Raw genomic sequence first — 19,018 nt, 5'->3', positions numbered from 1 at the left:
CGCCGTTGGGCGAGTTGCGGCGCTACTACCGGGTCGGTTTGTGTCGTTGCCGGAAATCGGCGACGCCCGCGGGGCGGGATGTCGGGAGATCTCCTTGTACATGGGACATCCCAACCTCGGCCCCCGCCATCGGGCGAGTAGCGGCACTACTCCGAGCCGGTTTGTGTCGTTGCCGAAAAACGGCAACGCCAGCGATGTCTATGACATCGAAAACTGTCGGTGGTCGGTTGTACGTTCTGTGTGTGGATACTTCTGACGCCGTTGTGGCGCTACTCAAGGAAATGACCGAGTCGGATGTGTTGGGGGAGGTTATTGGTTCGCTGGATTCGTTGGGGGATAGGGATGTGGTGGATGTCGCGGTGGCGGCGTCGGTGGGGATCGCACGGTTGGAGGCGGTCCGGTTCCGTGCTATCGGACAGTTGGGGCGTCATCGTGGCGGGGTTTCGAGTGTGGTGCAGGAGGTGGCGTTCGCATTGTCTGTTGTGGACCGTCACGCAGGCACCCTGGTTTCCACCGCGGAGGCGTTGACCACCCGGCTGCCGCGGACACTCGGGTTGATGGACCGGGGTTTGGTGGATGGGTTCGGGGCGGCGAAGGTCGCGGCGGCGACGTCGTGGCTGTCGGATGAGGATGCCCGGGCCGCAGACGTGTTGTTGGAGGACCGCCTGGAGGGGAAGAACTCCGAGCAGGTCCGGAAGGCGGCGAGTCATGCGGCGATGACGGTGGATCGGGAGGGTGCTTCTCGCCGGTCTGAGCATTCCCGTGCGGGCCGCCGCCTCACGGTGCGCCACGGTGAGGCAGGGGTGGCGTCGATCGAGGTCGAGGACGGGCCGGTGGAGAAAGTCGCCGCCGCCTACACGCGGATCGATCGGGAAGCACGCGCCCTCAAGACCGGCGACGAGCCCCGCACCCTGGACCAGCTCCGCGCCGACGTCGCCCTCGACCTCCTGCTCAGTGGCCAGGGCGGCAAGAGCGAGCGGGCGGAGGTATTCCTCTACATGGATCTGAACACCTACCTCGGCGTGAACGAGGATCCGGCGGAGCTGGCCGGGCACGGACACATCCCGGCGTCGCTGGCCCGTGAGATCGCCAGTGGGCCGGACACGGTACTGCGGCGGATCATCACCGACCCGCTCTCCGGGCAGGTGCTGGATTTGGGGCGGGATCGGTATCGGCCGACGGCGGGGGTGGGAGAGTTCGTGCGGGTGCGGGATCGTGAGTGCCGAAGACCCGGCTGCCACCGTCCCGCCCAAGCCTGCGACCTCGACCATGTCGTGCCGTGGCAGTTCGGCGGCCACACCAACGCCGATGAACTGATCGACCTGTGCCGCCGCGACCACCGACTCAAAGACGAACCCGGCTGGATTTACCGGCTTGCCGCGGACGGCACTCTCACCGTCACCACACCGACAGGGCAGCGTTACGACAGTTCGCCTCCACCGCTGCACGAACCCCGGACGGCCGACGAGCCACCACCGTTCTGAACCATCGCCGGAAAACGGCAACAGCCTCCTCCGGCAAGACCCTCACCTGCGGGGTGCCTCACCAAGGCCCATCCGCGCCGCCGCACTCTTCGGCGCAGGAACGCTTTCTGGGTGTTGCCGGATGCTTCGCTAAGGCAGCTTCTCCACCCACGACTATGACTTGCCGTTGCCCGTGCTGCCACGGTCCCTCCGCTAGCCGAGGAACCTCCGCCGAGTTCTGGGACGTCGCCGGAAAATGGCGACGGTCTGGGCCCGTGCCGTGGCCGTTCTATGGCAACGGTGAGGCGGTCGAGCTCGCTCAAAGACGAACTCGGCTGGACTATCGGCTTGCCTCGGACGGCACTTTCACGGCGACCACGCCAGCGAGTAGAGTCGCGAGGGTTCGCCCTCGCTTGGTTGGCGAACCCCACCTTCTGAGCCATCGTCGGAGAACGGCGACGACCAGGCGTGGACTTCGGCGAGTTGTCGTTCGCAGGCGCCTTGGTCCCTTTGTGCCGTGGCTGTTTTTCGGCAACGACGAGACCGCCGGCACAAAGACGAACCCGGCCGCAGCACCCCAGCTCACTGCGGCGCACTGCAAAGCAAAGCAAACGAGCGACCCTCAAGCGCGGGTACCGAGCACCGACATCCCCAGCACCAGTTCGTTCGCCGGATCGCAGCCGAGGAGGTCCTCGACCAGTTCGTCGCGGAGCGCCGCGGTGAACGTGACGTTCAGGCCGAGCGCGGTCGCCAGCAGGTACACGGTCTGGCTGAGGTGGCCGACGTCCATCAGCAGTACCCGGTAGGTGCGGCTCACCGGGTACTTCCACTGGTTTCGCTCGATGACGCTCGTGTAGATCAAAAGCGCGCCGGCGTTGCCGGTCCAGTGCTGGTCGCCGGCGAGTGCGATCAGTTGGTCGTCGTCGATCTTGCCGTCCAGTGGCGTGAGGCCGTGCCGGAAACCGTCGTAGTGGTAGACGGCCCGATCGAGGCCTTCGACATTTCTCGCGTAGACGTACACCTCTGTCGGGTGCCTCGCTCCGCCGGACGGGCTCGTCTTGAAGACGTTGCCGGTGGCGGGGATGTCGGGATGCGTTTCCGGTCTCGTCGGCCGGGCGGCGGTGAGAAGTGCGCTCAAATCGCGCAGCCGCAAGGGTTCTTCGCCGAACTCGCGGACGCTTCTGCGCTGGTTCAGTGCGTCGCCGAGTCCGATCGCGTTCAGTTCTTCCGTTGACGGTTCGGGCAGCGCTATCGTCTCGTACTCGCCCGAAGGTCGCACCGGAGAAGGCGGAGGGCTGGCCTTCGCCTTCTCCAGCAAGGATTTCGCCGTCATTTCGCTGGTCGTGAACTCGGTCTCGCGCAACGAGCGGGTGCCATAGTGAAAAGCCCTCGCGGACGTTCCCCAAGGGCCCCAATCCCGGAGGATCTCTTCTTCCCGCTGGTGCCGGGTGGAACCTTTGACCACCAGCACGTCGTACCGGATCATCGCGCGCGCGATACGGACGAGCCTTTCCCCGATCTCGGGATTCTCGTCCGCCGCGCGGACCGATTCCGGTTCTCGCCAAGAACCGAACCAGCGCAGGACGCGTTCGGTTCCTTCGGCGAGTTTGAGCTGGCGATGTCCGAGGTGGTCGTCCCAGACGACGTCACCATCGGACCAATAGAGCGTTCCGCAAGAGGAAACCCTTACCAGCATCGAATGTCTTGCGCCCCAGTCCCCAGTAATACTTTCCGAATACGTCAGGTCATTCAGCGTCGCGAGCGGAAAGGAGGCCCGCCGTTCGGCGGCGGCTCGAACCCACCCCAGGTGCTCTGTGCCTTGTACTCCGCTTCGAGCTCGTACAAGAACTCGTCGTCATCTTCCTCGTGCATGCCGTCGATCCTCTCCGTGAGCGGTTACTCCGGTCAAGCGAATATACCTACGCCAACAGAGTACCGGAGCGGAACGACTAATTACGCCGAGTAATCAGTCAGGTGCTGCTTGAGTTCGCGCACCTCTGACGACTCGGAAATGCCGAGATCGGTGTACAAGCGCAATGCGAAGCGGCGATGACGTTCCGCATTCAGTCGCTTACCGAGAATGTCGAACGCCGCCGCCATCTCCTTGTGGGCGATGGGCAGCATGCTGCGATTACCGGTCGATTCGAGCACTTCCACCGCGGTGGTGAACTGGGCGACCGCGAGTGCGGCATCGCCGAGTGCACGCGAATTGATACCGAGAGCGAGATAGCATTCCGCCTCGAGATCGGGTGATTCGTTCTCTTGCGCGAGTCTCAGCGCCTCGTCGAGTTCCTCGGCGGCTTCGGGATAGCGCCTGTTCTCGGTGTGGATCAGCCCGATCCGGTGCCTGGCGCGGGCTTCGATGAGCACGCTGCCGTGGGCGTGGGCGGTCTCGCGGACCCAGCCGAGGTGTTCGATCGCCTCGTCCGACTCGCCTTTGAGCCAGTGGGTGACCCCCGAGTTGCCCCTGGCCCGGCACTGCATCCGGACGTCGCCGGTGGTCGCGGCCAGTGCGAACACCTCGTTGAACAGCCTGTTCGCTTCGGTGAACTCGTTGAGCCGCCACAGGGTCAGCGCGTACATGTGCAGGGCCTGGTACTCGAGGACCACGTTCCCGGTGACCCGCGCGGCGGACAGGGCGAGGGTCTCCAGCTCCCTGGCCTGCCGGTAGTAGCCGCGGTTGTCGAAATAGCGCCACACCGCCGAGCAGAACGGCACGAGGTCCGAATAGTGCTGGTGGTTGTTCATCGCGACGGCCACCGGCAGCACGTTCTGCCATTGGGCGTCCATCCAGTGCGCGGCCTGGTCGTAGTCCGCGAAGGACTGTCCGTACTCGCTCTTCGGGACCTCGAGGCCGCCCGGCTCCTCTTCGGAATCCGGGTCGATGAAGTCCATCGCGGCCGCGACGGTGCTGCGGTAGTAGTCGAACAGCCGCCGCATCATCGCCTCGCGCTGGTGTTCGGGCTCCTCGGCGAGCAGGAGTTCGCGACCGTAGCTGCGGAGGAGGTCGTGCATCTCGTACCGGTCCATCGACGGCTGGCGCAGGAGGTTCACGTCGACGAGGCGTTCGGCGAGGCGGCGGGCCTTCCCGAGGTCCACTTCGGCCAGCGCCGCTGTCGAATGGAGGTCGAAAGCGGCACCGGGATGGTGGCTCAGCCGGCGGAACACCCGGCGTTCGGTTTCGCTCAAGTTCAGATAGGACACCCGGAAAGCGCCCGCGACGTCGCGTTCCCCCGCGGTGAGTTCGCCGAACCGGTTCCGCTCGTCGCGCAGCTGCCTGGCGACGAAGTCGAGCGTCCACGAGGCCCGCGCGCGCAGCCTGCTCGCCGTGACCGCCAGCGCGAGCGGAAGGTCGCCGCACAGGCTCGCCACCTGGTCGGCCGCGTCCGGGGATTCCCGCTTCAGCCGGGCGGGGCCGACGATCCGGCCGAGCAGGTCCACCGCGTCGGCCCGGGTGAACGGTTCGAGGGACAGCAGTTCGGCGCCGTCGAGGTCCACGAGCCGGGTGCGGCTGGTGATCAGCACGCAGCAACTCGCCGAACCGGGCAGCAGCGGGTTCACCTGCGTCGCCCCGATGGCGTTGTCCAGCACCAGGAGCACGCGTTTGCCGGCGAGACAACTGCGGAACAACGCCGCGCGCTGCTCGGTCCCGGCGGGGATGTCCGAACCCTGGATGCCGAACGATCGCAACAGTGCTTCGAGCGCGGACCCCGGGTCGACCGGATCACCCGCCGGCGAGAAGCCTTCGAGGTTCACGAACAGCTGCCCGTCGGGGAACAGCGGGGCGAGCCGGTGCGCGGCGTGGACGGCCAGCGCGGTCTTGCCGACACCGGGCATCCCGTCGATCGCGATCAGCCGCGGCCCCGAGGAGGAGCCGTCCTGGCCGATTTCGAGAACGCTCCGCAGTTCCGCGGCGCGGCCGCCGAACGCGGGGAGGTCCGCGGGAAGCTGCGCGGGGCGGGGGAAGAGCGCCTTCTGCGCGTCCGCGTTCTCACGCCGCCCGACGGTGTCCATCCCGGCCCGGAGCCCGCCGACGCCATACCGGACGAGGGCGCCGTCCTCCATCAGTTCGGCGTCGGCGCGCAGGATCTGCTGGTGCAGCGCGCTCAGTTCGGCGCTCGGGTCGACGCCGAGCTCCTCGGCGAGCGCGATCCTGGTCCGGTCGAACGTCCGGAGCGCGTCGGCGCCGCGGCCCGCCCGGTAGAGCGCCAGCATGGTGAGGCACTGGAGGGTTTCGCGGGTGGGATGCCAGGCGGCGAGGTCGAGGGCCTCGCGGGCCGCCGCCTCCGTCTCGCCGAGCCGGAGCCTGGCGCCGATCAGGAGCTCGCAGGCGGCGAGGCGTTCTTCGTCGAGCCGTCGAGCCGTCTGCTCGATGGCCTCGCCTTCGAGTCCGTCGAAGGCCGGGCCGCGCCAGAGCGAGAGCGCGTCCGCGAGTTTGACGGCCGCCTGCGAGATCAGCCCGGCCGCCAGGAGTTCGGCGCCCTGGTTGTAGTCCGCTTCGAAGCGGACCGAGTCGAGCGAGGCGCTGCTGAGGACGACGCGGTACGCCGAGCCGGTGGTGACCACGGCGGAGCGGGCCACGCCGAGGTCGTGCCGCAGCCGCGCGATCGCGTTGCTGACCTGGCGGACGGCGGTCTTCGGCGGATTTTCCGGCCACATCGTGCCGATCAGGTACGACACCGGGACGAGCCTGCCCGCATTGATCAGCAGGGCGGCGAGAAGACGCTGCTCACGGCGCCCGCCGAGCCGGACGGGGACGCCGTCGACCTCGGCTTCGAGCGGGCCGAGAACGGAGAAGCCGAGTTGGGAGCTGTGGGCGGCGGTCCGGGGAGATCCCGCCGAATCGGGTAAACGATCAGCGGTCATATGCGACTATGTCGTCCGAGACCGTGAGCGTGCTCACGCACTACCTCCAGTCCGTTCGCCGGCTGATCGGCACCCTAGCCCACCGCTTCGGCCTCCAGCCAGGTCGGCGCGGGGGCACGCCGTACGGCATTCGGCCTAACGGGCGCGCGCTCGGCTGCCCTGGAACCGGTTCGATTCTACGCCCGGCGGCCCCTGAACTGCGCGGATGCCCGGCGGTGGAGAGCCGATGTAATTCCGATGCAGGGCCTTGGAAAGCTGAAGACATCAGCTGGCGGGTCGGCGCGACGGGGCAGCGCGCCGAACCGTGTGTAGGGGCTCCGCGGCGGTTGGCCTTCGAACTGGGGGTGGCCAACCGCCCTGGTAGCCCTTTCCCATCACAGGTTGCTCCCAGCTGAGCACGGCACACTGGAACAAAGAGGAGTGTGCTGTCATGAGTGCTCTTGGCTATCTTGTGGGCGTCCTGCTCACCCTGTTCCTGATCGTGCTCGTCGTCCGGATGGTGCTGGACTGGACCGTCAACCTCGCCACCCGTCCGCCGGCCTGGTCCTTCCGGGCGCGCGGGATCGCCCATCGGCTGACCGAGCCCGTGCTGGCGCCGGTCCGCCGTGTTCTCCCGCCGGTGCGGGCCGGCGGGGTGGCGTTCGATCTCGCCTTCACCCTGGTGTTCCTCGGGGTCGTTCTCCTGCAGTCCCTCGCTTTCAGCCTCTGACCAGGTGTGATCCGCCGCCGTCGCGGGTACCAGGTGGCGGGAGGAGAGGAGTGTGCCCATGCGCCCGGTCTGGAGCGGTTCGCTTTCACTCGGTCTGGTGACGGTGCCGATCCGGTTGTACAGCGCGGTCGAGGACCACACGGTGCACTTCCGCCAGTTCCAGCGCGGCACCGAAGACCGCATCCGGTACCGGCGGGTGAACGAGCGCACCGGCAAGGAAGTCGGCTACGACGACATCGTCAAGGGTTACGAGCTCGACAGCGGTGACTACGTGGTCGTCGAACCCGAGGAACTCGACGAGATCGCTCCCGGGCGGTCGAAGTCGCTCGACATCGAGAGTTTCGTCGAGCTGGACGCCATCGACCCGATGTTCTTCGACAAGACGTATTGGCTCGCGCCCGCGAAGGACGAGTTCGAACGCCCGTACGCGCTTCTGCTCGAGGCGATGAGTTCGTCGGGCAAGGCCGGGATCGCGAAGTTCGTCATGCGTGGCCGCGAGTACCTGGCCCTGGTCCGTTCCGGCGACGGCGTCATGGTGCTCAACACCCTGCATTTCGCCGCCGACCTGCGGGATCCCGCCGAGCAGTTGCCGGATCTCCCCAGCAAGGCGAGGGCGCGCGGCAAGGAACTCGACATGGCCGTCAACCTGATCGACGCGATGAGCGGCGACTGGCGGCCCGAGGAGTACCGCGACACCTACACCGACCGTGTGCGTGAGCTGATCAAGGCCAAGAAGAAGGGCGACACCATCACGCCCGCCACCGAACCCGGTGAGCCGACGAAGGTCGTCGACCTGTTCGAGGCGCTTTCGAAGAGCGTGGAGAGCGGGAAGGCCAAGAAGAAGTCCGGGGCGAAGAAGCCTCCAGCGAAGCAAGATCTCTCTTCGTTGTCGAAGGCGGACCTGGAGAAGCTGGCTCGGGAACGGGACATCAAGGGACGGTCGAAGATGACACGGGCCGGCCTGGAGAAGGCGCTCAAGGCCTCGTGACGATGCCCGCCGTCGCCAGTTCGCCCGAGATGGCCTCGATCAGCAGCCGGACGTCCTCGGCCGCGGTCGGGTGCAGCCCTTCGGAAACGATCAGCACTTCGGACGTCGTCGCGGAGACCGCCGAGTGCCCGCTCTGCCGGTTCGTCCACCGCCTCGCGTGGGCTTGACCGTCCTCGTCCGCGAAGATCACCTCGCCGGGGTTCGGCTGTTCGACCGTGCCGGCGAAGGTCACGTACTTCTCATCGCCTCGCGCGTGGCGGACCTCCAGCGAGCCGCTGATCTTCGCGACGTCCAGCACCGCGACGGGAATGGCGTAGGCGACCGAAACCGCGTTGCAGAGGTCGATCACCGGATGGATCCGGGGGAGCGAGCCTTCTTTCCGCAGCCGGCGCAGCAGGGACTCCGACGCGCAGCGGTACTGCGTCGGCTTCAAGCCCATCCTGGCGAACGCCCGCCGCCAGGCTTGGATCTCGGGGAACTCCGATTCCGGGCCATCAGCCAGCCGTCGTGTCGCTCGTTCGACGAACCTCTCCAGGTCGACCGGCATTTCCGGGGTGATACCGCCCGCCTGGAGGGTGCCGACGGCGAGGCCGGGGTGAGCGGCGTGGATCTCGGGGTGGTGCTGGAGTCGCATGCTGGACCTGTCTACTGGGTGGTGAACGCGAGTTTGACGCCGAGCGCGGCGAAGGAACCGGCGAAGATCCGCCGAAGCCAGGCGAGCACGCGCGGCCGTGAGAGAACGTGGTGCCGCACGCCGGCGGCGAGGATGCCGTACACGCTGAACACCACGAACGTCGCCAGCATGAACACCCCGCTCAGCAGCAGCATCCGGGGGATCGAACCGGGTTCGCCCGCCGGGACGAATTGGGGCAGGAACGCGAAGAAGAACAGTGTCAGCTTCGGGTTCAGGACGTTGATCAGCACGCCGGAGGTGATCGTCCGCAGGGCTGACGCGGGTTCGGGATCGCCCTCCACGACGATCGCTTCCCGGTCCCTCAGCGTCGCCCAAGCCATGTAGAGCAGGTACGCCACGCCGAGGTACTTGAGGATCTCGAACGCCAGCGCGCTCGCGTGCAGCAGTGCCGCGAGACCGGTGATCGCGGCGACCATATGCGGGATGATGCCGAGGGTGCAGGCGGTCGCGGCGATGACGCTCGCGCGTCTGCCGCGGGCCAGTCCGGCGGAAAGCGTGTAGACCACGCCGGTGCCGGGCGTGGCGACCACGACCAGCGTGGTGATCAGGAAGGCGATGCTCACGCCGATCACTGTGGGCGGTCTTTGGCCCCGTGAACAGAGCCAAAGCCTGCCCGGTCCACTGGACCAAAGGCTTGCGTGAGGCGGCGTGAAGGCTTCACCGGATGGAGTGGCATGATGCACGCTCGCACGTCGACGAGGAAGGCCTTGGTTTGAGCGCGCGCACTTCCCAGATGGACGACCTCCGGCTGGTGGCACAACCGAATGCCGTGTTGTGCTCCGAGCTTTTCGTCCGTCTCATCTTGTCGGACTGGTCCTTGCGGCCGTTGCTCGATCAGGCGAAGACCGCCGCCGCCAGATTGGTGGGCGCGCTCGTCGACGTCGCCGACCCGAAGGAGCCGCCGTTCCTGACGCTCAGACTGCGGTTGCGCTCGGACGTCCTGGTCATCGAGGTCGACCACGACGTGGACGGGCTTCCCGCGCCCACGCCCGCTCCTGGTGAGCGGACCGGGGTGGCGCCGGGCAAGACCGGCGGCGTGACCACGTGGTGCGAGTTGCCGCTGCCCGGTGGCCTGTCCGCCGGACAGGTCCAGCTGCCGCGGCGGGGCGACCGCCGAACCCTGGTGGACGAGCCTGTCTCCGGCGCGCCCGTCGGCGCCGACCCCGAAGTCCTGGAACGGCTTTTGACGCGGCTGAGTGGCTGGTCGGGCTGATGGGCACGAAGCGCGCCGCCACGCCGGTCCTGGAGATCGAGTACGAACACGCCGGTGCCGCCGTGGCCTCACTGCTCCCGTGAGAGCGATCACCCGTCCGTGCGCATGACGATCTGGATCTTCGCTTGTCCTACCGGGTAGGCGCACGATCCGGGCGCCACGGACGGAGGAGGACCCGATGTCGTTGGGCGACAAGATCAGCAACAAGGCCGAAGAGTTCGGCGGTAAGGCCAAGGAAGCCGCCGGCGACGCCACCGGCAACGAGGAACTGCGTGCGGAAGGGCAGGCCGACCAGGCGAAGGCCGGTCTCAAGGGCGCCGTCGAAGACGTGAAGGACGCCGTCGGCGACGCGGCGGACAAGCTCCGCGACACCTTCAAGAAGTAGCGGCTCTCGCGGGCCGGGGCGGCGGTTTTCCGCGCCCCGGCCCGCTTTCAGCCGTGCAGCAGCACCGGCAGGCTGGTGAGCCGCGTGCCCTGGATGCCGCCGAGGAACGTCTGCCGGAGTTCGGCGTGGGGCACGGCGAGCCGGGCTCGGGGGAAGTCCGTGCGCAGGACCGTCGCGACCGCCCGCAGTTCGAGCTGCGCGAGCTGGGCGCCGACGCAGAAATGCGGGCCCGCGCCGAAGGTCAGATCCGGACCGGGTTTCCTGGCCGGGTCGGTGTTGATGCCCTGGATGTCGACGAGCACCGGCGCCTTGGCGGGGAGCCGGATCCCGGCGAGGTCGAGCTCAGTGGTCGTGAACCGCCAGAGGGTGAACGGGGCGGGCGGATGCTCCCGGAGGGTTTCGCGAACCAGAGCGCCCTCGGGGGCGGTGTCCCCGTCGAGTAGCCGTGAGATCAGGAAACCGATCGAGGCGTCGGTGGTCAGCTGCCCGGCGAAGATCAACGCGAACAGGTGATACCGCAGATCGTCTTCGGACGTCTCGGGCGGGAGGTTGTCGCGCAGTTCCTTCGCGAGCCCGTTCCTGTTCGGCGTCAGCCCCTCGGCGGCGAGGTCCGCGATCGCGGCGATGGCCTTGCCCTGGGCTCCCGGTGCGGGGTCGGACATGCGGCGGCAGGCATCGACGGCGGCGTCGAGCAGCCGGAGCGGGATTCCGAGCAGGTCGAGCAGCACGGTGAGCGGGAAACGGGTGGAGAACCCGTCCATGAGGTCGACGTTTCCGTCGCCGAGTTCCGTCAGCAGCGCGTGCGCGATCTTGTGGATCCGGTCCGACTGAGCTTGGATCCGTTTGGCGCTCAGGAGAGGAGCGTGTGCTCGCCGCAAGAGCGTGTGGTCCGGGCCGTCCAGTGTGGTGAGTGACGGCTGTTCGGCGGCGGTTTGTTCGAGTCCGGTCCACCCCTCGGGGGCCAGCGCGGGATCTTTGGTGATGCGCGGGTCCGACAAGACCGCACGGGCCAGCTTCTCGTCGGTCACGATCCAGGCGCTTCCGCCCTCGGGGGCGGCCACTTCGACGAGAGGGCCGGCGGCTCGCAGCGCGGGCCGGACGGGATCGGGCTCGGTGATGCCGCGGGTCTTCGCGGCGAACGGATCGGGGAGCACGGGAACTCCTTCATGAGAAAGTAGCTTCACGATGAAGGTATATTTGCGACCGGTAGGTTGTCAAAGCACCTGAGTCGAGGAGGGCTGATGGAGGATCGCGTCACGTCGTTGCTGGACGGTCTCCGGAGCTTCGGGGCGAATTACACCGAGTTCACCCGGCGTTTCGCGAACTGGCTCGGCCTGCACGCCACCGACGCCGCCGCGCTGGTGGAGATCCTCTACGCCGAAGACACCGGCTCGCCGCTGTCCCCGGCCCGGCTCGGCGAACGCATCTCGCTGACCTCCGGCGCGACCACGAACCTGCTGAACCGCCTGGAGAAGCTCGGCTACGTGGTGCGCACCCGGGAGAACACCGACCGGCGGGTGGTGACCTTGCGCAGCGGCCCCGATATCCAAGGTCCCGCGCGGGAGTTCTTCGGCCCGTTCAGTGCCGGGCTCGCGGCGCTGGTCGCGGAGTACCCGGCGGAGGAGATCGAACGGTTCGAGGGCTTTCTGCGGCATCTGCGGTCCACAATGGACAAGGTGCTCGAAGAGCAGGGGTAAGACCCCATTCGAGTGTTCTCACCCACTCGACCAGTCCGCGACGCCCTCGGTGCCGAATCCCTCCCTGACGCCACGGAACCGCGTAGCCGGGCGTCGGGTGAGGTGGAGGCAGCTTGATGGTCGAGGGTGTACGGACGAGTCCGCGTGGAAGCGGCGGCACCGGGACGGAGCCTGCCGAAACGAGCCTGATGCAACGGGTCGCGGCAGGAGACGAACAGGCGTTCGCCGACCTGTACGACGTCGTCGCGGGACCGGTGTGGGGAGTGGTGAACAGGGTCGTCCGCAACGGCACGTTCGCCGAAGAGGTCACCCAAGAGGTCCTGGTGGAGGTGTGGCGGACGGCGGCGCGGTTCAAACCGGGCAAGGGGAGCACGCTGGCCTGGGTGCTCACCATCGCGCACCGGCGGGCGGTGGACCGGGTGCGTTCGCATCAGGCCTCGCTCGACCGGGACGACCGCGCGGGCAGACTCGATTTCCGGCGCCCGTTCGACGAGGTCGCCGAATCGACGATCAGTAATCTCGAGCAGCAACGGGTGCGCCAATGCCTGACCGCGCTGACCGACCTGCAACGGGAATCGGTGGTGCTGGCCTACTACAACGGTTACACCTACCCGGAAGTCGCGGAAGTGCTCAAGACCGCGCCCGGCACGGTGAAGACCCGCATCCGCGACGGCCTGATCCGGCTGCGTGACTGCTTGGGGGTCGGGCAATGACGGCGGAACTGCACACGCTGACCGGGGCCTACGCCCTGGACGCCGTCCCGGAGGAGGAGGCCGCGGCGTTCAAGCGGCACCTGCGGGGTTGTCCCTCGTGCGGCCAGGAAGTCCGGGAGCTCCGGGAGACCGCGGCGCGGTTGGGGGCGGCGATCGGCATCGCGCCACCGGCGAGGCTGCGGGAGGCGACGCTCACGCAGGTCGTTGGAACCCGTCAATGGCCTCCACTGGTCGCTGTCGCACGTCGAGACGGGCCTTTGAAGACGAGGATCGCCCTTTGGGGTGCCGCGGCGGCCGCCGCCGGAGCGCTGGTGTTCGGCCTGGTCACCACGAACACCGAGCCGGGGACCGATCCCGCGCAACAGCGGCTCGCCTCGGTGAACGCGGTGCTCACCGCCCCCGACGCCTCGACGGCCAAGGGGGCCGAACCCGGGACGACCACGGTGGTGACTTCGCGGAGCCACGGCAAGATCGTCGTGCTGGCGGGTGATCTGCCGCCGCTGGCTCCGGGCAAGGCGTACCAGGTCTGGCTTCTCGGCGCGAGCGGCGTGCATTCGGCCGGGCTGCTGGCGCAGGACGGTCCACATCGGACTCTTCCGGTCCTCGCCGAGCTGCCCGGCGGGATCGACAGGGTCGGCATCACCGCGGAACCCGCCGGAGGTTCGCGGACACCGTCCACCCCCGCCGTCGCGATGATCCCCCTCGGGACGTGACCGGAGGGGGATCATGCGTGATCAGAGGCGTAACTCGCGTGATCGGGGGCGGATCACTGGATGCGGGAGCCGGCCTTCGCGGAGAAGCGGAACTCGATGGTCGTCGGGAGCTCGTCGAGATCGAGTGCCTGGCGCAGCCTCGGCAGGCCCTCACTGGTGATCCGCTCGCGGATGGCGGCCAGGTCGCCGTCCTGTTCGGCGCTCAGCACCACGGCCAGCACCGGCGCGTCCTGGGTGCCGCCGAGCGTCGCGTGCGCGGCGTGGACGCCGGGGTAGGTCGCGACCTCCGCGGTGAACGGGTCGACCGCGGTGCTCGCGGCCAGCGTGGTCTGGCCGGTGTCCTGGCCGAAGCGCCAGGTGTGGGACTTCGGTTTGCGGACGGGCTGCGCGATGAGCCACCGCAGCACCAGCAGGCCGACGACCACCGCGCCACCGGCGACGGCGTACCAGACCCATCCGGGTGGCGTCGCCGTACCGGGGACGAGCGTGGCGCCGGGGTCGAGCGGCGGGATCCGGCCGAAATGGGTGCCGACGGCGAACACGCCACCGGCGAGCAGCACGAGCCCGGTCAGCACCAGCAGGGTGCGGTTCAGCCGGGCGGGACGGTTGAGGTCGGTCATGACGTGCTCCTGGTGGCCTTGACCCGGACCCGCACGGCCGGGACGGTGGCCGGGCCGATCTGGGCGAGACGGTGCTCGATGGCGGCGCGGACGGCGTCGGCGAGTCCCGCGGTGTTCGTCCTGCCGGTGGTCACCACCGAGACGATCCCGCGCCGCTTGACCTTCAGCTTCGCCGCCGAAACACCGTCCACAGTGGACGCGGCGGTGCGCAGGGTCGACCGGTAGCTGCGCCGTGAGGCGCCGGAGTCCGGGTCGCCTTCGAGTGGCAGCACGGTCGGCTTCCCCGGGACGATCGCGCTCACGAGGAGCACCAGGCCGAGCAGCGCGACCACACCGCCGGCGATCGCCGGCAGCGGATCACTCCACCGGAGTCCGTGCAGCGCGGACGCGACGGCGTCGTAGCGGATCCACGGGTTCTCCCCGAGGATCGTCTGCACCGCGACGGTGGCGGCGAGGACACATCCGGCGAGCACCACGAGTGCGACGAGCACGGCCGGGACGCTGCGGCGGGGGCGCCGTTTCATCGGACCCTCCTCGTTTCGGTCTCGGTGGAATGCAAGGCCGTCACGGTGATGTCGACCCGGGTGACGGTCAGGCCCGAGAGCTCGCCGACGCGGCGGATCAGATGCTCTCGCGCGGTTTCGGTGGTGGCGCGGACCGAAAGCGGGTACTTCACCGAGAGCCGGACGTCCAAAGTGGTCGCCGAGCCGGTGACGTGCGCGCTCACCTTGGCGCCCTGGTCGAGGTCTTCGCCGCCGACGGCGATCCCGAGCACCCGGGAGGCCGCGCCGCCGATGCCGTCGAGCTCGGTGATCGCCCGTGCGGCGATCCGCTCGACGGCACCGCCGGCGACGGTCAGGCCGCCGCGCCCGTCCGTTTCCGGCGCGGCGGCGGTCATGGTCGTCATGGCGATCAGCCCCTGTCGCGGCCGGCCAGGGCCGAAAGGTCGAGCTTGCCGTCGAGGAACCGGCCGACCAGCAGGCCGAGGGCGGCGAGGACGAGCACGACGAGGAAGGCGCCGAAGCCGCCGAACGCGCCGGCCACGCCGAGCACGAGACCGGTCAACAGGCCGAGATGGGTGGCGTTCATGAACGTTCTCCTTGCTGTGGGGCGCGGACGGCGCCGGTGGTCACTGGACGCGGCCGGATTCGGTGGTCTCGTCGGCGTCGTCGTCGCCCGGGATGTGCACGTCGGACACGTTGATGTTGACCTCGACGACCTCGAGCCCGGTCATCTGCTCGACCGCGCCGATCACGTTGCGGCGCACCGATTTGGCGAGATCCGCGATCGCGACGCCGTATTCGACGACGATCTGCAGGTCGACCGCGGCCTGGCGTTCGCCGACCTCGACGGAGACACCCTGCCCGGCGGACGCGGTGGCGCCCGGGATGCGCTCGCGCAGCGCGTTGAACGCCCGCACGGCGCCGCCGCCGAGCGCGTGGACACCGGTGATCTCGCGGGTCGCGAGGCCGGCGACCTTCTGCACGACGGTGTCGGCGATCGTGGTCACGCCCTGCGTGGAGACCAGGGCGCTGTTCTCGGTGGGGGCGGCGGAGTTCGAGTTCGGCTTGGCCGTGGTGGCGGTGTTCGTCATCGCGCTCTCCTGAAGTTCGGTTTCCGTTGCCTGCGGTGGAAGTTCTTCACTTCCACACTCCATAGACCCAGCGGCGCGAAGATCGTCACGACCTGATCGTGTGGTCTGGATCTCACCCTCCGTGGGTATGTCTTGGTCGCGCGGCTGAAGGGACCTCTGGTCTTCGCGGGGCATCTCTGTTAGGAAAGGTTCCTAACTAACTGGAGGCGATGTGCGCGGACGTGGACTGGCGGCGGCGACGGTTCTGGTGGTCCTGTGCAGCGGCTCGGCCGCCGTCGCGGAGACGACGGCGGCGCGGACGGCGCGCAACATCATCTACATCCAGGGCGACGGTCTCGGGCTTGGCCAGCGCGACCTGCTCCGCCTGGCGCTCAAGGGCAAGCACGGCAAGCTGGCGATGGACGGGCTCGCGGCCACCGGTCTCGTGCGGACGTCGTCCGACGATCCCGACGAGATCGTGACCGACTCGGCCGCGGCGGCCACCGCCCTCGCGACCGGGCACAAGACGCGTAACGGCGCCGTCGGCGTGGACGCCCACGGCCGACCGCTGGAAACGATCCTCGAACGGGCGAAGCGGGCGGGGAAGTCGACCGGCCTGGTCACCACCGCGCAGGTGACAGGCGCCTCGCCGGCGGCCTTCGCGGCGCACGTGCCCAGCAGGGACTCGCAGAGCGACATCGCGAAGCAGTACATCGAGAACAGCCGCCCGGACGTCCTGCTCGGCGGCGGCGAGGACTGGTGGTATCCGAAGGGGAACCCCGGGCTGTGGCCGGACAAGCCGGGGGAGGAGAGCCGCAGTCCTTACGGCAACCTCGTCGAACGCGCGCAGCGAACCGGCTACACCTACGTGCGTGACGGCGACGAACTGCGGAATACGCGGGCGAACCGGATCCTCGGCCTGTTCGCGAACGAGGACATGGTCGATTACGGCCCGGACGGCGTCGGGAAGTACGCGCCGCGGGTGCCGCTCCAGCAGATGGCGCGCAAGGCGCTGGACACCCTGTCGAAGAACCCGCGCGGCTTCTTCCTCTTCCTCGAAGAAGAGGGAACCGACGGGATGTCGCATGAGAACAACGCGCACGGCGTGATCGACGCGGGCCGCGCGCTCGACGCCACCGTCGCCGAGGTGATGCGGTTCGTCCGCACGCACCCCGACACGCTGGTGATCATCGGCGGCGACCACGAGACCGGCGGACTGTCCATCGAGAACCACGACCCCTCCGACACCGATCCGGATCAGGACGGTCCGTTCGACGTGCCGGGCTCGAAGCTCAAGTTCACTGTGGACTGGACGACCCACGACCACACCGGCTCCGACACCCCGGTCACCGCCGAAGGCCCCGGCGCCACCCGTCTCGGCGGCACGGTCGAGAACACCGACGTGCACTGGGTGATGCGGGCGGCGAGCGGCCTTTGAGCGGGGATCCCTGACGGTCAGCCGGCCCGCACCGATGCCGGTGTCGCCGATTCGATCGGGTCCTTCTTCTTTCCGGTGGCAGGCAACGTGGCCATGAGTACGGCCGCGCCGAGGAGGGTGGCGACCGCGATCCAGCCCGCGCCGACGTGCATGGCATGAATGAACGCGTCGTCGGCGGCCCGCGCAAGCGTGGGCCGGTCGACGGCGGTGGCGACGTGGCGGGCCTGTTCGGCGGACACCCGCGCCTGATCCCGCACCGGGCCGGGTGCGTCCGCCAGCGAAGGTTCGATCGCCCGCCGGTACACGACCGACATGATCGTGCCGCCGACCGCGATTCCGAGCACGCTGCCGGTTTGCCGCACCGTGTTGGTGACGGCGGACCCCGCACCGGCCTGGTCCAACGGCAGGTCGCCGATCAACGCGGCCGTGACGGGGCCGATCACCATGCCGATCGAGAGACCCTGAACGAGCAACAGGATTTCGATCCAGACGAGTGGGGTGTGCAGCCCGAGGAACCCGTATCCGGCCATCGTCAGCGCGGCCATCGTCAGCGCGGGCACGGTGACAAGGCGTAGCGACAGGCGGCGGACCAGGCGGGTGGCGAGGGGTGCCCCGGCGAGCGCGCCGAGAGCGGTCGGGACATTGGCCAGACCCGCTTTCATCGGTGAGAATCCGAGCGCGCCTTGGAGGTAGAAGGCGTTGTAGAAGGTGATCGCGGCCACGGCGAAGAGCAGTAATCCGAGGGCCACATTGCCGCCGCCGAACGCGCGTCGCGCGAGCAGCCTCGGGTCGAAGCCGGGCACCTTGGCTCGCAGTTCGACGAGTACGAAAACGGCCAGCAGAACCAGACCGAGAACGATCGGCGCCCAGACGTCGGCACGACTCCACGCGGTCACCTGCCCCGCCCGGATCAGCCCGTAGGACAATGCCACGAGTCCGCCGGCCGACAGCACCATTCCGGCGGGGTCCAACGGCCGCGGAGTGGGGCTGCGGAAATTCGGAACCAGCACGGCGAGCCCGGCGAACGCCAGCACCGAGACCGGGACATTGATCAAAAAGACCGAGCCCCACCGGAAATGATCGAGCAGGAACCCCGCCAGCACCGGGCCCGCGGCCATTCCGACACCGGCCGACGTCGAGAAAACGCCGATCGCGGCAGCGCGGGCGGGGCCGGTGAAGGTCCACATGAGGATGGCCAGCATGGCGGGCGTGATCAGCGCGCTGCCCACCCCCATCACAGCCCGGGCCGCGATCAGCTGGCCCGCATCGCTCGCGTACGCCGCCCACAGCGAGGATCCGGCGAAGACCGCCAACCCGCTGGAAAACACCGTCCGGTGACCGAAACGATCGCCCAAAGCGCCCGCGGTGAACATCAAGGTGGCGAAGGCCAGCGTGTACGAACCGGTGGCCCATTGCAGTTCACCGGGATCGGCCCCCAGCCCGCGGACCGGGTCCGCGAGGGTTTCCAGCGTCGTACTCAGGACGGTGTTGTCCAGCCAAATCAGCAGCGAACACAACATGAGAACGGCGAGAATCAACCGCTGCCTGAATTTCGGCAGCGTCGCAGGCGTGGTCAATGAGCACCTTCGGATATCGATCGGCGGGAACTCGAGCGACCATAAGCAAACTCCGCGACGCTGTCAAATATGGTTTTTATTGGCGATACTGTTGCGGTTGATTGAATTGTATGCCTTCGGCTGGGTTTGCGGAATGAACAATTCTGTGCCCTCGGGATGATTTGTCATTTGAGGGATTTCATGCCTTCGTGAGTGCGGTATCCAGGCGCGCGAGTCACGCCTTGCTTCACGACCGGCCGCCGAGGTCACAGCCGTCCCACTGTCACCAGGGATCACATCTGACGGTAGCGAAAGCCTCCTTCACTACCGTCAGAGTAGGCAAGGAGGCCTTCACTACCAGGAGAACGCGTACGCAGGAGCGACACCTGG

Annotated in this window: 21 protein-coding genes; 9 read left to right on the top strand and 12 right to left on the bottom strand. The window is 68.2% G+C overall.

Annotated features, from left to right (window positions below; translation table 11 throughout):
• Positions 1-263: 263 nt before the first annotated feature.
• A complete protein-coding gene (locus DL991_RS34595) occupies positions 264-1,484 on the top strand; it encodes a DUF222 domain-containing protein (RefSeq protein WP_370308753.1) in 1,221 nt (406 codons plus the stop codon).
• A 601-nt stretch (positions 1,485-2,085) separates the two neighbouring features.
• Here the strand turns inward: DL991_RS34595 and DL991_RS34590 are convergent.
• The 3 genes from DL991_RS34590 to DL991_RS34585 all read right to left on the bottom strand — a co-directional run bounded on the left by DL991_RS34590 (position 2,086) and on the right by DL991_RS34585 (position 6,329).
• Positions 2,086-3,159: a SagB/ThcOx family dehydrogenase gene (locus DL991_RS34590; protein WP_125788569.1), complete on the bottom strand. Its 1,074-nt coding sequence runs from the start codon at positions 3,157-3,159 to the stop codon at positions 2,086-2,088.
• Between the two features lie 53 nt (positions 3,160-3,212).
• Complete coding sequence (locus tag DL991_RS43845) at positions 3,213-3,335, bottom strand: hypothetical protein (RefSeq protein ID WP_255431388.1); 123 nt, start codon at positions 3,333-3,335, stop codon at positions 3,213-3,215.
• 81 nt (positions 3,336-3,416) lie between these two features.
• The gene (locus DL991_RS34585) at positions 3,417-6,329 is read right to left on the bottom strand and encodes a BTAD domain-containing putative transcriptional regulator (RefSeq protein WP_125788568.1); all 2,913 of its coding nucleotides are present in this window, start codon (positions 6,327-6,329) and stop codon (positions 3,417-3,419) included.
• A 430-nt stretch (positions 6,330-6,759) separates the two neighbouring features.
• Here DL991_RS34585 and DL991_RS34580 point away from each other — a divergent pair, with 430 nt between their 5' ends.
• Both DL991_RS34580 and DL991_RS34575 read left to right on the top strand, forming a co-directional pair.
• On the top strand, positions 6,760-7,038 hold the full coding sequence (locus DL991_RS34580; protein WP_125788567.1) for a YggT family protein: 279 nt from the start codon (positions 6,760-6,762) through the stop codon (positions 7,036-7,038).
• A gap of 58 nt (positions 7,039-7,096) precedes the next feature.
• Entirely contained in the window at positions 7,097-8,026 is a 930-nt protein-coding gene (locus tag DL991_RS34575; protein WP_125788566.1) for a Ku protein, read from the top strand.
• On the opposite strand, the gene DL991_RS34570 is transcribed toward DL991_RS34575, so the two are convergent.
• Positions 8,013-8,660, bottom strand: coding sequence for a B3/4 domain-containing protein (locus DL991_RS34570; protein WP_125788565.1), 648 nt, complete (start codon positions 8,658-8,660; stop codon positions 8,013-8,015). The two genes, DL991_RS34575 and DL991_RS34570, sit on opposite strands and share 14 nt — an antisense overlap.
• A gap of 11 nt (positions 8,661-8,671) precedes the next feature.
• Complete coding sequence (locus DL991_RS34565) at positions 8,672-9,283, bottom strand: LysE family translocator (RefSeq protein WP_125788564.1); 612 nt, start codon at positions 9,281-9,283, stop codon at positions 8,672-8,674.
• Between the two features lie 149 nt (positions 9,284-9,432).
• Here DL991_RS34565 and DL991_RS34560 point away from each other — a divergent pair, with 149 nt between their 5' ends.
• Positions 9,433-9,933 carry an ATP-binding protein gene (locus tag DL991_RS34560; protein ID WP_125788623.1) on the top strand — a complete coding sequence of 167 codons (501 nt, stop codon included), beginning with the start codon at positions 9,433-9,435 and terminating at the stop codon, positions 9,931-9,933.
• Between the two features lie 178 nt (positions 9,934-10,111).
• On the top strand, positions 10,112-10,318 hold the full coding sequence (locus tag DL991_RS34555) for a CsbD family protein (RefSeq protein ID WP_125788563.1): 207 nt from the start codon (positions 10,112-10,114) through the stop codon (positions 10,316-10,318).
• Between the two features lie 47 nt (positions 10,319-10,365).
• On the opposite strand, the gene DL991_RS34550 is transcribed toward DL991_RS34555, so the two are convergent.
• On the bottom strand, positions 10,366-11,472 hold the full coding sequence (locus DL991_RS34550; RefSeq protein WP_125788562.1) for a cytochrome P450: 1,107 nt from the start codon (positions 11,470-11,472) through the stop codon (positions 10,366-10,368).
• A gap of 87 nt (positions 11,473-11,559) precedes the next feature.
• On the opposite strand from DL991_RS34550, the gene DL991_RS34545 reads away from it, so the two are divergent.
• The 3 genes from DL991_RS34545 to DL991_RS34535 all read left to right on the top strand — a co-directional run bounded on the left by DL991_RS34545 (position 11,560) and on the right by DL991_RS34535 (position 13,441).
• A complete protein-coding gene (locus DL991_RS34545; protein ID WP_125788561.1) occupies positions 11,560-12,015 on the top strand; it encodes a MarR family winged helix-turn-helix transcriptional regulator in 456 nt (151 codons plus the stop codon).
• 116 nt (positions 12,016-12,131) lie between these two features.
• Positions 12,132-12,728 (top strand): ECF RNA polymerase sigma factor SigK, encoded by a 597-nt coding sequence (sigK, locus tag DL991_RS34540; RefSeq protein WP_125788560.1) that lies wholly within the window; start codon positions 12,132-12,134, stop codon positions 12,726-12,728.
• A complete protein-coding gene (locus DL991_RS34535) occupies positions 12,725-13,441 on the top strand; it encodes an anti-sigma factor domain-containing protein (protein WP_125788559.1) in 717 nt (238 codons plus the stop codon). Before sigK ends, DL991_RS34535 begins: the two co-directional genes overlap by 4 nt.
• A 53-nt stretch (positions 13,442-13,494) precedes the next feature.
• On the opposite strand, the gene DL991_RS34530 is transcribed toward DL991_RS34535, so the two are convergent.
• From DL991_RS34530 to DL991_RS34515, 5 genes are read right to left on the bottom strand one after another with little or no spacing between them, the layout of a single operon-like run.
• Complete coding sequence (locus tag DL991_RS34530) at positions 13,495-14,061, bottom strand: alkaline shock response membrane anchor protein AmaP (protein ID WP_125788558.1); 567 nt, start codon at positions 14,059-14,061, stop codon at positions 13,495-13,497.
• Positions 14,058-14,585, bottom strand: coding sequence for a DUF6286 domain-containing protein (locus DL991_RS34525; protein ID WP_125788557.1), 528 nt, complete (start codon positions 14,583-14,585; stop codon positions 14,058-14,060). Before DL991_RS34525 ends, DL991_RS34530 begins: the two co-directional genes overlap by 4 nt.
• Entirely contained in the window at positions 14,582-14,968 is a 387-nt protein-coding gene (locus tag DL991_RS34520; protein WP_125788556.1) for an Asp23/Gls24 family envelope stress response protein, read from the bottom strand. Before DL991_RS34520 ends, DL991_RS34525 begins: the two co-directional genes overlap by 4 nt.
• A gap of 5 nt (positions 14,969-14,973) precedes the next feature.
• Positions 14,974-15,150 carry a hypothetical protein gene (locus DL991_RS43105; protein WP_037321503.1) on the bottom strand — a complete coding sequence of 59 codons (177 nt, stop codon included), beginning with the start codon at positions 15,148-15,150 and terminating at the stop codon, positions 14,974-14,976.
• A 40-nt stretch (positions 15,151-15,190) separates the two neighbouring features.
• A complete protein-coding gene (locus DL991_RS34515) occupies positions 15,191-15,655 on the bottom strand; it encodes an Asp23/Gls24 family envelope stress response protein (protein WP_125788555.1) in 465 nt (154 codons plus the stop codon).
• 211 nt (positions 15,656-15,866) lie between these two features.
• Here DL991_RS34515 and DL991_RS34510 point away from each other — a divergent pair, with 211 nt between their 5' ends.
• Positions 15,867-17,072 (top strand): alkaline phosphatase, encoded by a 1,206-nt coding sequence (locus DL991_RS34510; RefSeq protein WP_125788554.1) that lies wholly within the window; start codon positions 15,867-15,869, stop codon positions 17,070-17,072.
• Between the two features lie 17 nt (positions 17,073-17,089).
• Here the strand turns inward: DL991_RS34510 and DL991_RS34505 are convergent, their stop codons facing one another.
• A complete protein-coding gene (locus DL991_RS34505) occupies positions 17,090-18,649 on the bottom strand; it encodes an MFS transporter (RefSeq protein WP_233599168.1) in 1,560 nt (519 codons plus the stop codon).
• Positions 18,650-19,018: the final 369 nt, after the last annotated feature.

This window comes from Amycolatopsis sp. WAC 01375 (assembly GCF_003947325.1).
GTDB lineage: Bacteria > Actinomycetota > Actinomycetes > Mycobacteriales > Pseudonocardiaceae > Amycolatopsis.
The sequence above is the reverse complement of the archived record's forward strand: the minus strand, read 5'-3'. Positions and strand labels throughout refer to the sequence as shown.

What these genes read in the sequence shown, in the direction of transcription:
- DL991_RS43845 (WP_255431388.1), bottom strand. Translation starts at nt 3,335, where the DNA reads ATGCACGAGGAAGATGACGACGAGTTCTTGTACGAGCTCGAAGCGGAG.
- DL991_RS34520 (WP_125788556.1), bottom strand. Translation starts at nt 14,968, where the DNA reads ATGACGACCATGACCGCCGCCGCGCCGGAAACGGACGGGCGCGGCGGC.
- DL991_RS34530 (WP_125788558.1), bottom strand. Translation starts at nt 14,061, where the DNA reads ATGACCGACCTCAACCGTCCCGCCCGGCTGAACCGCACCCTGCTGGTG.
- DL991_RS34580 (WP_125788567.1), top strand. Translation starts at nt 6,760, where the DNA reads ATGAGTGCTCTTGGCTATCTTGTGGGCGTCCTGCTCACCCTGTTCCTG.
- DL991_RS34535 (WP_125788559.1), top strand. Translation starts at nt 12,725, where the DNA reads ATGACGGCGGAACTGCACACGCTGACCGGGGCCTACGCCCTGGACGCC.
- DL991_RS34570 (WP_125788565.1), bottom strand. Translation starts at nt 8,660, where the DNA reads ATGCGACTCCAGCACCACCCCGAGATCCACGCCGCTCACCCCGGCCTC.
- DL991_RS34575 (WP_125788566.1), top strand. Translation starts at nt 7,097, where the DNA reads ATGCGCCCGGTCTGGAGCGGTTCGCTTTCACTCGGTCTGGTGACGGTG.
- DL991_RS34590 (WP_125788569.1), bottom strand. Translation starts at nt 3,159, where the DNA reads ATGCTGGTAAGGGTTTCCTCTTGCGGAACGCTCTATTGGTCCGATGGT.
- DL991_RS34585 (WP_125788568.1), bottom strand. Translation starts at nt 6,329, where the DNA reads ATGACCGCTGATCGTTTACCCGATTCGGCGGGATCTCCCCGGACCGCC.
- DL991_RS43105 (WP_037321503.1), bottom strand. Translation starts at nt 15,150, where the DNA reads ATGAACGCCACCCATCTCGGCCTGTTGACCGGTCTCGTGCTCGGCGTG.
- DL991_RS34515 (WP_125788555.1), bottom strand. Translation starts at nt 15,655, where the DNA reads ATGACGAACACCGCCACCACGGCCAAGCCGAACTCGAACTCCGCCGCC.
- DL991_RS34545 (WP_125788561.1), top strand. Translation starts at nt 11,560, where the DNA reads ATGGAGGATCGCGTCACGTCGTTGCTGGACGGTCTCCGGAGCTTCGGG.
- sigK (WP_125788560.1), top strand. Translation starts at nt 12,132, where the DNA reads ATGGTCGAGGGTGTACGGACGAGTCCGCGTGGAAGCGGCGGCACCGGG.
- DL991_RS34525 (WP_125788557.1), bottom strand. Translation starts at nt 14,585, where the DNA reads ATGAAACGGCGCCCCCGCCGCAGCGTCCCGGCCGTGCTCGTCGCACTC.
- DL991_RS34555 (WP_125788563.1), top strand. Translation starts at nt 10,112, where the DNA reads ATGTCGTTGGGCGACAAGATCAGCAACAAGGCCGAAGAGTTCGGCGGT.